The 11343-nt window shown below is 54.0% G+C and carries 9 protein-coding genes; 7 read left to right on the top strand and 2 right to left on the bottom strand.

Features of this window, described 5'->3' with window-relative positions; all coding sequences use genetic code 11:
* From RAC90_RS17665 to RAC90_RS17690, 6 genes are all read left to right on the top strand, one after another.
* Complete coding sequence (locus tag RAC90_RS17665; RefSeq protein ID WP_277284907.1) at positions 1-822, top strand: metal ABC transporter permease; 822 nt, start codon at positions 1-3, stop codon at positions 820-822.
* 223 nt (positions 823-1045) lie between these two features.
* Complete coding sequence (locus tag RAC90_RS17670) at positions 1046-1534, top strand: (2Fe-2S)-binding protein (protein WP_033742349.1); 489 nt, start codon at positions 1046-1048, stop codon at positions 1532-1534.
* Entirely contained in the window at positions 1531-2523 is a 993-nt protein-coding gene (locus tag RAC90_RS17675; protein ID WP_205954601.1) for a xanthine dehydrogenase family protein subunit M, read from the top strand. Before RAC90_RS17670 ends, RAC90_RS17675 begins: the two co-directional genes overlap by 4 nt.
* Positions 2520-4859, top strand: a complete 2340-nt coding sequence (locus tag RAC90_RS17680; RefSeq protein WP_205954600.1) for a xanthine dehydrogenase family protein molybdopterin-binding subunit — start codon at positions 2520-2522, stop codon at positions 4857-4859. The genes RAC90_RS17675 and RAC90_RS17680 overlap by 4 nt, the downstream gene beginning before the upstream one ends.
* Before the next feature lie 22 nt (positions 4860-4881).
* On the top strand, positions 4882-5451 hold the full coding sequence (locus RAC90_RS17685; protein WP_289368371.1) for a nucleotidyltransferase family protein: 570 nt from the start codon (positions 4882-4884) through the stop codon (positions 5449-5451).
* Entirely contained in the window at positions 5448-6419 is a 972-nt protein-coding gene (locus tag RAC90_RS17690; RefSeq protein WP_039339530.1) for an XdhC family protein, read from the top strand. Before RAC90_RS17685 ends, RAC90_RS17690 begins: the two co-directional genes overlap by 4 nt.
* Before the next feature lie 48 nt (positions 6420-6467).
* Here RAC90_RS17690 and RAC90_RS17695 read toward each other — a convergent pair whose 3' ends face one another.
* Positions 6468-7601, bottom strand: coding sequence for an ABC transporter substrate-binding protein (locus RAC90_RS17695; protein WP_033742357.1), 1134 nt, complete (start codon positions 7599-7601; stop codon positions 6468-6470).
* Complete coding sequence (locus tag RAC90_RS17700) at positions 7588-9717, bottom strand: TonB-dependent siderophore receptor (protein WP_375124584.1); 2130 nt, start codon at positions 9715-9717, stop codon at positions 7588-7590. Before RAC90_RS17700 ends, RAC90_RS17695 begins: the two co-directional genes overlap by 14 nt.
* 490 nt (positions 9718-10207) lie before the next feature.
* Between RAC90_RS17700 and RAC90_RS17705 the strand changes: the two genes are divergently transcribed.
* Positions 10208-11086, top strand: a complete 879-nt coding sequence (locus tag RAC90_RS17705; RefSeq protein ID WP_375124585.1) for a MurR/RpiR family transcriptional regulator — start codon at positions 10208-10210, stop codon at positions 11084-11086.
* The last annotated feature ends 257 nt before the right edge of the window (positions 11087-11343 follow it).

The raw sequence follows: 11343 nt of genomic DNA on the forward strand, positions 1-11343 counted from the left end.
ATGTGGCTGGAACCTTTTCAGTTTGGTTTTATGAACCACGCCCTGTTAATTGCCTGTATCGTTGCTATTCCCTGTGCGCTGTTGTCTGTCTTTCTGGTTCTGAAAGGGTGGGCGCTAATGGGGGATGCCATGAGCCATGCCGTGTTTCCCGGTGTTGTGCTGGCATGGATGCTGTCATTACCGCTTGCCACAGGCGCTTTCAGCGCGGGTTTTTTCTGCGCGATTGCCAGCGGCTATCTTAAAGATAACAGCAGAATCAAACAGGATACGGTACTGGGGATTGTTTTTTCGGGCATGTTTGCCACCGGCCTGATTATGTTTGTTGCGTTAAAACCCGCGATTCATCTCGACCATATTCTCTTTGGCGATATGCTGGGAATCAGCCGTGATGACATTATTCAGACAGGGGCGATGGCTGCGACAGTGGTAATACTTGTTATCCTGAAATGGCGTGACCTGATGGTATTCAGTTTCGATGTCCAGCAGGCGCGGGCTTGTGGCCTGGCGGTGCGCTGGCTGCATTATGGCTTGTTAGCCATGGTTTCTCTGACGATTGTGGCGACGTTAAAAGCGGTGGGCATCATTCTTTCCATTTCTTTGTTGATTGCGCCCGGCGCGATTGCTGTCTTACTGACACGTCGTTTTTCACATGCGTTGATTCTGGCCGCTTTCATTTCCGTAATGGTATCGCTCAGCGGTGTATATTTGTCATTTTTTATCGACAGTGCCCCAGCACCGACCATCGTTGTCTTATTCGCTTTCGTTTTTATGATCAGTTTGTTGATCGCGCACGTTAAAGGCCCACGTTTACCTGCCCATTAATCTTCGCTGTTTCGCTGACCGTCACCCTTGTCTGGACGGTCAGCGTCAAGCACAGCAGACATTCTTCTCGTTTTTATCTCCGACCCAAAAAATAAGTGCTAAACCTAATGACGGACATACGCATGTAAACATCAGGGTTATCCGCGCTTCACGTTTTTAATTTCGCCCGTTAGCGATAAGCCTCATATCACGTAACCGGCCCTGCAACCATGGGAAACAGATAATGTCAGAAAAAATACCACTCACGATGCAGGTCAATGGTGAGACCCGGCAGTTAACGGTCGATCCTCGCGTCACATTATTAGATGCACTGCGCGATCATCTTGATCTGACCGGCACTAAAAAAGGATGCGATCAGGGCCAGTGCGGCGCCTGTACAGTGCTGGTGAACGGTCAGCGTGTCCTGAGTTGCCTGACGCTGGCTGTTCAGACGCAAGAAAAAGCCGTCACCACGATTGAAGGTCTGGAACAGGCATCGGGTGAGCTGCACCCGGTACAGCGCTGTTTTATTGAACATGACGGTTTTCAGTGCGGCTACTGCACGCCCGGGCAGATTATGTCTGCGGTCGCCTGTATTAAAGAAGGTCATACAGGCTCAGACGACGAGATTCGTGAATACATGAGCGGTAATCTCTGCCGCTGTGGCGCGTATCCTTTTATCATTGATGCGATAAAGCAGGCTGCAGCTGAAATGGCGGAGGACGTACGATGAACGAATTTCGCTGGCAGGTTGCCCGGTCAGTAACGGATGCAGCAGGCGCTAAACAGCACGCTGACAATCAGCTTATCGCGGGCGGAACGACGCAACTTGATTTGATGAAATGTGGCGTACTGACTCCCTCACTTCTCACCGATATTGCCGGCTTGTCGGATCTGTCAACGCTCAAATTCGGCGACGATAAAATCACCATTGGGGCGCTGGTCACCATGAGTGAACTGGCCAGTCATCCTGATTGTGAGGCCCTGGCCCCCGCGCTGTATGGCAGTCTGTGGCAGGCGGCGTCGCCTCAAATCCGTAATATGGCAACCATTGGCGGCAATCTCTGCCAGCGTACCCGTTGCGCCTATTACCGCGATCCGGCCACCTTTTCCGCCTGCAATAAACGCACGCCGGGCTCAGGATGTGCAGCGCTGCACGGCATCAATGCGAGTCACGCTATTCTGGGCGGCAGTGAACAATGTGTGGCGGTCTATCCTGGTGATCTGGCCGTCGCGCTGACGGCCTTTGACGCGACGATTATTGTCCAAAACAGCCGTCAAAATACGCGGCGCATTCCGGTTGACGACTTTTTTCTGTTGCCCGGCGAGACGCCGCAGCATGAGCACGCCTTACAACCCGATGAAATTATCGTCGCCATCGAAATTCCCCGTTCCTTAGCATTAAAACAGTCCCATTACCTGAAAGTACGCGATCGGACTTCTTACGAATTCGCCAGCGCGAGTGCGGCCGTGGGATTAACGCTTGCGCAGGGACGGATAGAGACCGTTCATATCGCGTTAGGTGGTGTCGCAACCAAGCCCTGGCGTGCCCGTCAAGTGGAACATGCGTTAACCGGACAGCGGTTTGAGGAGCAAAGCCTGTATAAGGCCGCAGAGTTAATCACTCAGGAAACGCGCGCGCTGGCGCACAACGCTTACAAAATAACGTTAACGCCGCGCGTGATTGCCCGCGCGCTGCTGGCTGCGGGGGAGCAGGCATGACAAAACATAACAACGGCCTGGCGCGGTCCGACAACGATGTGCTGTCCGCGGATAAGCAAAGCGTCAATCCTCACCGTCGCGCCTCTGCCAGCCCTTCCGGTCTTGGCACACCGCGTACCCGCGGTGAGGGCAAGATCAAAGTCACGGGAAAAGCCCGTTATGCTGTAGAGCATAAGCCCGACCGCGTGCTGCATGGCGTCGTCCTGCAATCGACAATTGCCAGTGGCCGCATCTCACATATCGATACGGCCAAAGCGGAACGTGCGACAGGTGTGATTGCCGTTTATACGCATCTTAATTCACTCAGAATCAATAAGCCGACGGCTATCGCTGATGGCGGTGCGGCGCAGACAACCTATACGCCCATTCAGGACGATGTGATTATTCACAATGGTCAGAACATTGGCCTGGTCGTAGCAGAGACATTTGAACAGGCAACTTATGCCGCTTCCCTGGTCGATATCCACTATGAGACGACGCCTGCTCTGATCTCGGCGACGGATGAAGGGGTGGAGCCTAAGCCGACTACAAAGCAGGACATCGATTTAGGTGAGGCTCAGGCCGCCATGGAACGTGCAGACGTGCGGATTAATCAGCGTTATACCACGCCACGCGAATATAACATGCCGATGGAGCCCCATGCCTGTATTGCACACTGGGAGCAGGGCCGCATAACCGTCTGGGAACCCAGTCAGTGGGTGGCAGGGGCGCAGGTTGAAATCGCCGAATGGATGGGGATCTCGCCAAAAGATGTTCACGTCATCTCGCCCTATGTGGGTGGAGGTTTTGGCTCTAAGCCGGTGCCCTATACGCACGTAGCGCTGGCCTGCGTGGCCTCGCGCGCGCTTAATCGTCCGGTTCGGGTGTCACTGACGCGGCCACAAACCTTCACGGGTTTAGGGGGACGTCCTGCCACGTCACAGCAGCTGGAGATGGGAGCGACACGCGACGGGAAAATTCAGTCGGTGATTTTGCGCAGCTTCAGTGAAACGTCACTGATTGATGTCTTCGCTGAAAACTGCAGTAAGGTGACGGGGCGCATGTACGCTATTGAAAATCTCTCGGCGCAGCACCAGGTCAGGCCCATCAATACCGTCACGCCAGGCTGGATGCGCGCACCGGGTGAGAATCCCAGTGCATTCGGGCTTGAGGTGGCGATGGATGAAATGGCTTATGCGCTAAATCTCGATCCGCTGGCCTTTCGCTTACGCAACTGGGCAGATCACGATTATCAGTTGGGGTTGCCCTGGAGTTCACGTCGTCTGAAAGAAGCCTATGAAAAAGGGGCGGAAGCCTTCGGTTGGGATAAACGCATTATGGCGCCTCGTTCGATGCGCGAAGGGCGTGAATTAATTGGCTGGGGCATGGCATCGGGCACGTATCCGGTTAATACCATGCCGGCGGAGGCAAAAATCCTGCTTTCCTCTCAGGGGCAGATTGTTGTGCAGTGCGCGGGAGCTGACATCGGCACCGGGACATACACGATTCTGGCGCAAACCGCCGCTGATATCTTAGGGGTGGATTCACACTGCATTGAAGTTGAACTGGGCGATACGCAACTGCCACGAGCCGGCGTCGCGGGGGGCTCTCAGCTGGCAGGAAACCTGACGGCTGCGGTTGATGACACCGCCAAAAAAATGCGCGCGCGCTTAGTCACGCTCGCAAGCGAATTAACGGGCTCGCCTCTGAAAGGCATCCCTCCGCATGAACTCAGCCTGGCGAACGGGGCGATTTGTGTTACCGCTAACCCTTCTCAGACTGTTTCTTTTGGTGCACTGGTCAGCCTGACGAACGCATCCGTGCTGTGCGTCGAAGGCGGCACGTTCTCAGCGGATATGTCTGCCGAGGAACGGGACAGTGTGACCGGTAGCCTGGGTGAAATGAGCCGCCCGGAAGACGTCTCCGCACACAGCTGGAGTGCACAGTTTGTCGAAGTGAGAGTGGACGAGGACTTTGGCACCATCCGGATTAAACGTATGGTCGCGGCGTTTGACAGCGGCCGGCTTTATAACCCCAAACTGGCCCGCAGTCAGTGGGTTGGCGGCATGATTATGGGCGTGGGACAGGCCTTGCTTGAGGAAGGCATTATCGATCCGCGCAACGGCAGAGTGCTGAACAACAATCTTGCCGATTATCTGATTCCCGTGAACGCGGATATCCCGGCGATTACCACGATTGATGTTGGCCTGCCGGATTATAAAGCGACCCGGATGGGCGGCAAAACGGTTGGTGAACTGGGCATCGTGGGCGTGGCGGCCGCGATCAGTAATGCGGTTTACCATGCTACGGGCAAGCGGGTTCGCGATCTGCCCATCACGCTGGATAAGATTCTCTAAACATGCGAAGGAACGCGCTGAGATGAAAACGGCCATTGTATTAACGGCGGCAGGGATGGGCCGCAGGTTTCGGCATGCCAGTGGCGAACATAAGCTACTGACGGCTTTGAATGGCAAAGCCGTGCTGAAACATACGCTTGATCAGGCGAGGGCGAGCGGAATGGAGGTGGTCGTGGTATCGCGTCCCGAAGACGTGGCCATTCATTCTCTGCTAGGTGATGCGGTGCGGGTGTTGTGTGCCAGCGCCGGGCTGGGCGAGTCGATAGCGGCGGGCGTCAGTGCCTGCACGGATTATGATGGCGTGATCGTGGCGCTGGGCGATATGCCGTGGCTTACCGCTGCAAGCTACAGGGCGGTAAACAGGGCGTTAAGCACGTATCCGCTGGTGCGTCCCTGGGTTGACGACCGTGCTGGTCATCCTGTGGGTTTTTCGGCCGCTTTTTTCCCCGCGCTGCGCCAGCTGACCGGTGATACTGGTGCGCAGCAACTGTTACAACATCATCCTGTACATTACGTGCCACTTCGGGATCGCGGTTGCCTGGAGGATGTTGATTATCCGGATGATTTACGGCGAATGAGGTGCAGCCCATGATGACGTTAGATCAACGAGTGATTGAAACGGCATTAGGCTGGCATCATGCGGGACGGGCCGTCTGGCTGTGCACTGTGTTGCAGACCTGGGGCTCTTCACCGCGCGCACCTGGCACGATGATGGTGATCAGTGACAGTGGAGAAGGATGCGGCTCGCTTTCCGGCGGCTGTATAGAAGAAGACTTTCTGGCACGGCTGGCTGAGGGGCATTACCGCATCCACAGTCAGGTTGTCCGTTATGGTGAAGGCGGAAGGCAAACGCAGGTGCAGTTGCCCTGTGGCGGTAGCCTCGACGTGCTGGTGGAATATTTGGTTGCCGATAACGACAGCGGCCAGATGTTACAAGCGATGCATCAGGCGTTGCGTGGCAAAACACGACTGCTCAAAACGGTCACTGTGAGCAAACGTGCCACCTGGCAAACTATGGCGATGACGGCGGCGCTGCCGGTGCTTCGTTATCAGCATCCAGAGGTCGTGTTACCGGTTGGTGCCGTCCCGGAATTGCTGGTGGCAGGTTACTCTACCGTGGCCTTTGAGTGCATCCGGCTGGCACAAATCCTGGGCTTTCATGTTCGGGTATGTGAGCATCGCTCAGAGATGTTAAGTGAGCTGGAAGGTCATTTTACGGGCCAGGATACGATTACGATCGTCCCTCAGCATCCCGCGCGCTGGCTGGAGCTCAACGGTGCGCATGCTGCGGTAGCCATCGTCTCATTAACCCACGATCCGCGCATAGATGAGCTAACCATGATGGAAGCGGTCAACACTCATGCGTTTTACATTGGCATTATGGGGTCGGCTAAAAATACGGCCAGGCGCAAGACGCGTTTACAGACCATTGCAGGGTTGGATAACGATGAGCTCGCACGGATCATTGCGCCTGTTGGTCTGGCTATCGGAAGTAAAACCCCCGCGGAAATCGCGCTGTCTGTCATGGCCGACATCGTACGGGTAAAAAATCACTGTTAAGACGTTGCGTTGTCCGGTGTCACCACTACGCCGCCGGACAATCCGTGATCAGGTATTGGGTGTCAGCTGACAGAAATAGGTGCCGGAATACGGAACCGGCAGAAAATCAGTAAACAGCTGGCGCAGCGTTTTTTCAGGATCAATATCGTTAAAGAGCGCGGGATGAAGCGTTTTGGCAAAAAATTCTGCCGCGACAACGTGCCAGGGGCTGAGGTAAAAATTATGCCACAGGGCCGCCGCGTGGCCGTCCTGCAACGCACGCAACGACTTCAGGCCCGTTTGTTGCGCGGTCAGTTGCCGCAGCGAGGCGCGCGTTTCAGCCTGCGTGATGGCAGGGCCAATACGCAGATCGGACGTATCATTACGATCGCCGCTGCCCGTTGCAAAATAGAAGTCCGGATTTGACGCAATCACCGTTTCTTCATTCAACCGGCCGAAAACGCCGGAAACCGTTTTGCTGGCAATGTTTTCGCCGCCGGCAAACGCCAGTATCTCACCAAGGCTGCCGTTTACCGACGTCACACAGCATTCATTTCGACGTCCCAGATGCAACTGCAGAAGTACGGTGGGCTTCTTCCCGCGAAACTGAGCGAGGCGCTGCGCAAGGGTCTGCATATGTTGCTGATAAAACGCATTAAAAGCCGAGGCTCGCTCACCCTGATCGAGCACCTCTCCCAGAATGGCTACGCTGCGGGTCGTATTTTCAAGGAGATGCACCCGCAGGTCGATTTTCACGACCGGGATATGCGCGGATTTCAGGACGCGCTCCAGCCGTTGTCCGGCCTCACTGCTGCGCGCCAGTGCCGGCAAAATTACCACATCGGGTTGTAATGCGATCACCTTCTCAGGGTTGATGTCATTTGATCCCTCCTGACCTAATGACGCGATATGCTGCATCTCAGGAAACTGACGCGCGAAAATATCCCATGTCTGTCGATCGTACTTTTTCAGATCCTCGGGCCAGCCGACCAGCCTTTTGAAAGGGTTGCCGGGTTCCAGCAGTGCGTAGGTGTAAAGCATCCGGCTTTCGCCCAGCACAATACGCACAGGATGATCGGGAACGGTGACCTTATCGCCGTTGATATCGGTGATGGTTTTGCCCCAGCCCAGGCTACTGAAGGTCAAAGCCAACAGCAGGAGCGTTCGTAGCAGGCTGCGTTTACAGAAATCAGAATTCAACACGGGCTTGTACCATCAGGTTGCGGGTTTCACCTTCACGTACGCGCAGGTTTCCGCCGCTCGACGTGTAATAGTGTTGATTAAACAGGTTATTCAGATTCAGTCGTATCTGTGTTTTCTTGCCCAGCAACGCGTTGTTCCAGGCAATAAAGCTGTCCGCTACGACATAATCCGGTAAGGTGAAACTGTTGTCAGGATCGCCAGCACGACTGCCAACATAGCGGGCGCCGCCGCCGACACGAAAATCACCGGGCACGTTGCTGACGATCAGATTATGGCTCAGGTAAAGCGCACCGGACTGCTCTGGTGCGTTCTGTAAGCGATTGCCATTATTCGCCGGGTTAATCCGGTCATCGACAATTTCAGCGTTGTCATAGCTGTAACTGGCACTGACATCCCAGTTCTGGACCACTTCACCATTAAGCTCAACCTCAACGCCCTGCGAGCGCGCCTTGTTGATCGGACGGTTAGTACCGTTGATGTTCAGTGTCATCCGCTTTTCATCGATTCTGTACAGCGCCAGCGAGGCGAAGAGGCGCGGAGAAAGTTGCCATTTGCTGCCAACCTCCCAGGTGGTGCCCTGCTCAGGCTTACTGACGTTTCCTTCATCGTCGACATCCGTCGATGGGGTGAACGATTTACTCATGCTGGCATAGAGCGAAACATCCGGTGTGATTTTATAAATCAGCCCGATTTGCGGCAGGAAGGTATTTCCCTCATCATTCAGCGTTTCAACGACCGGATTAAATCCTTTTGACGCGCGTTGTTCGTAATGTTGATAACGTCCGCCAATGACCGCAATCCAGTCTGGAGTAAGCGAAATACTGTCTTTCAAATAGACCGAACGGCTGTGGATACGGTTAAGGTTGTTAGCATTTGCCGTATTTTCGGTTGTGCTGTCGGTTACCGGTGACAGCAGGTCATAAGTGGGGTTGAGGTAGTTAAAGCGGCGGTCATTTTTGCCCTGATACTGGTGCGCCCGGTACGTCTGGTTCATTTCATAATCCGTACCGAAGACCAGCGCATGCGCCATGCCGAATATCTCCGGATTCCCCAGGACGTCCCATGACAGATATTTGGTTTGCTGATTAAATCCGCGATTGGCATCGGCGCGCCGGGTAACCACGCCGGTAGCAGGATTAATCGCCGTGACCCGAACTTCGTTATTGTCATAACGGCGCTGATTCCAGCCAAGCGTCAGGCGCGTGCTCCAGCTGTCGTTGAACTGCCAGTCGTAATGCGCGTTCAGTGCCTGATTACGTCCCCAGGCATGATTCGCTTTGTCATCCAGTCGCTGTTTGTAACCGACATCGAGTGGTGCGCCATTAATAAAAGCGGTACCGCGATCGTAAGGAATGTCATAACGATAGTCGCTGTAGCTGACCAACAGGCTGGCTTTCTCACCGTACCATTGCAATGACGGTGCGAGCAGAGAATGCGCATCACTGCCAAAATTGCGCCAGTAATCCTGACGCTGCTTCTCTGCGATGAGCCTGAAAGCAAAACCATTACCCAGCGGGCCGGTGACATCGAGCGTACCGGCTCCACCACCTTCACTTGCGTAGCGCCCACTGACGGAAGACTGCCATGAATAGCGTGGTTTTTTGCTGATGACATTGATGATACCGCCCGGATTTTGAATGCCATAGAGCAGAGATGCCGATCCCTTGAGTACCTCAACCTGCTCCGTGGTCGCATCCAGATTTAACCCCTGGCTGCTTCGTATACCATCGCGATATATCGAGCCATCAGAATTGCTACCGAAGCCACGGCGAACGAAACCGTCCTCTGTTCCTGCCAACGTGTTGGCTTCCGCAACACCACTGACGAAGCGCATCGCATCGCTCAGATTGCTGACCTGATAATCATCAAGCTGCTGTTGTGTCACGGTACTGACAGACTGGGCCTCGTCGAGACGCACTGTCGGCATTTTACTGCCAACGCTGCTGGTGGTGGCTGCATAGCCCTCTTCACGGTCAGCATCGCTGGTGACGGTGACGGTATCATCCCCGGTGGCGGCAAGGCTGTTACCGGCCGGAAGCCAGGCACTGGAACAGATCGCCACTATTAAAGCCTGCTGAAATCTGAGGTTCTTACTCTCGCCTGGACGTGTTTTCATTATATTTTTTCGCTGATCATCAAAAACAAATAAACGTAAAAGGCCACGTTAAACGTGGGGGGTTTTCGCCTTCAGGCGGAGGTTTTTGCGTCCGTCCTGGTAGGCTGTTTTGTAATTGAGAATCATTCAATCATTGAGTAATGTAGTAGTAAATATAAAAACATTTATTTTTACTACATTTCCAGGAGAGTGTATTAACGATGATTTAACTGTTTTTATATTGTTAAGTCATTAATTTTAATGAATTAAAAAATTTATTCTGGCGAAGTGTATCCAGGTGAAGAAGCATAACCTTGCTGTTCGTGAGGGAGAAAAGGCTTGCTGACTACAGCCGGGCGAGACATGCTTAGCGCAGGCGAAGCAAGAACAGTATCGTCGAAGGGGATTACCCTGTCAGGTTCACACATTATCGTTCAGGATTTAACGGGGGCGTGAGAGTGTTTCATCTCATCGGTGTTTTTAACAGTAATCAGCGGGACAGGCTTCCTTGATGCAGGCCAGAAGTCGTACAGATATATTGGGCGAGCGTTTGCGTTCGCGGGAACAGCAACTCTCACCCCGCCTGCTGGCTGTTGCACATTATCTTCACACCAACCGGGAAACGGTTCTGGACAGCACTGCCATGGATATCGCCCGCGCGAACAACACATCGGATGCGACCGTGATTCGCGCCATTCAGGCGCTGGGTTTTTCAGGACTGCGCGATTTGAAAAACGTCCTTCAGGCCTGGTTTGGTCCCGGCCTCTCTTCAGAAGAGAAAATGCTGAGCACCGTCAATGCTATGACGCGGGATGTTTCGTCGTCGATAGACTTCGTATTGCAGGGGCATCTCCATGCGTGTCAGGTACTGGCCTCTGAGCAAAACCGCCAGGCGCTGGCCGAAGCGACGGGGTTACTGAGTGAAGCCCGCCAGGTGGCCGTTTTCGGGATTAACGCCTCGGGTATTCTGGCTGACTACACCGTCCGCCTGTTAAATCGCATCGGTTTGCCAGCCTTCTCACTTAACCGTTCAAGTATTGCGCTGGCGGAACAGATGCTGGCGCTGCAACGGGGCGATGTGCTGATCATGATGGCGCAAAAGTCGGCACATCGCGAAGGAATAACAGTGGTGCGTGAGGCCAAAAGGCTGGGCATTCCGATAATTCTTCTCACCCATGCGACCGACGCCTTCTTTGCCCGGGAAGCGGATGTGGTTATTGACGTGCCACGCGGCGGGGAAAAAGGGCGCATCCCGTTACACGGCACAGTGATGGTTTGCCTTGAAATGTTGATTCTCTCGGTGGCCGCTTCCCTGCCAGATCGTACGACTAAGACCATGAAACGGCTACAGGATTTCTACCGTGGTCTTAAGCCTGCCATAAAAAAATAAATCCTTCGTTCAGATGTCACACGACAAGAGGAGAGTTGAGCCAGTACATGGCTGGCGCAGCTTAACGCTTTCGCTCACCCTGCAACGCCTGGATGTGTTTCCTCAATACCTGGCGTGATCGGGTTTGCAAAAGTGGCTGACACTTTTCGGAATGGCTTAAAAATTTTTCGTTTTTGCGAACTCACGTCAGCTTTCGTCTGGAGCGTTCTTCAATCTGCGGCTATTACTCAGCCGTGATGTTTATTTGCTGTTCTTTT

This window comes from Pantoea sp. CS_6 (assembly GCF_041954745.1).
Lineage (GTDB): Bacteria > Pseudomonadota > Gammaproteobacteria > Enterobacterales > Enterobacteriaceae > Pantoea > Pantoea stewartii.

What these genes read in the sequence shown, in the direction of transcription:
- RAC90_RS17665 (WP_277284907.1), top strand. Translation starts at nt 1, where the DNA reads ATGTGGCTGGAACCTTTTCAGTTTGGTTTTATGAACCACGCCCTGTTA.
- RAC90_RS17670 (WP_033742349.1), top strand. Translation starts at nt 1,046, where the DNA reads ATGTCAGAAAAAATACCACTCACGATGCAGGTCAATGGTGAGACCCGG.
- RAC90_RS17675 (WP_205954601.1), top strand. Translation starts at nt 1,531, where the DNA reads ATGAACGAATTTCGCTGGCAGGTTGCCCGGTCAGTAACGGATGCAGCA.
- RAC90_RS17680 (WP_205954600.1), top strand. Translation starts at nt 2,520, where the DNA reads ATGACAAAACATAACAACGGCCTGGCGCGGTCCGACAACGATGTGCTG.
- RAC90_RS17685 (WP_289368371.1), top strand. Translation starts at nt 4,882, where the DNA reads ATGAAAACGGCCATTGTATTAACGGCGGCAGGGATGGGCCGCAGGTTT.
- RAC90_RS17690 (WP_039339530.1), top strand. Translation starts at nt 5,448, where the DNA reads ATGATGACGTTAGATCAACGAGTGATTGAAACGGCATTAGGCTGGCAT.
- RAC90_RS17700 (WP_375124584.1), bottom strand. Translation starts at nt 9,717, where the DNA reads ATGAAAACACGTCCAGGCGAGAGTAAGAACCTCAGATTTCAGCAGGCT.
- RAC90_RS17705 (WP_375124585.1), top strand. Translation starts at nt 10,208, where the DNA reads ATGCAGGCCAGAAGTCGTACAGATATATTGGGCGAGCGTTTGCGTTCG.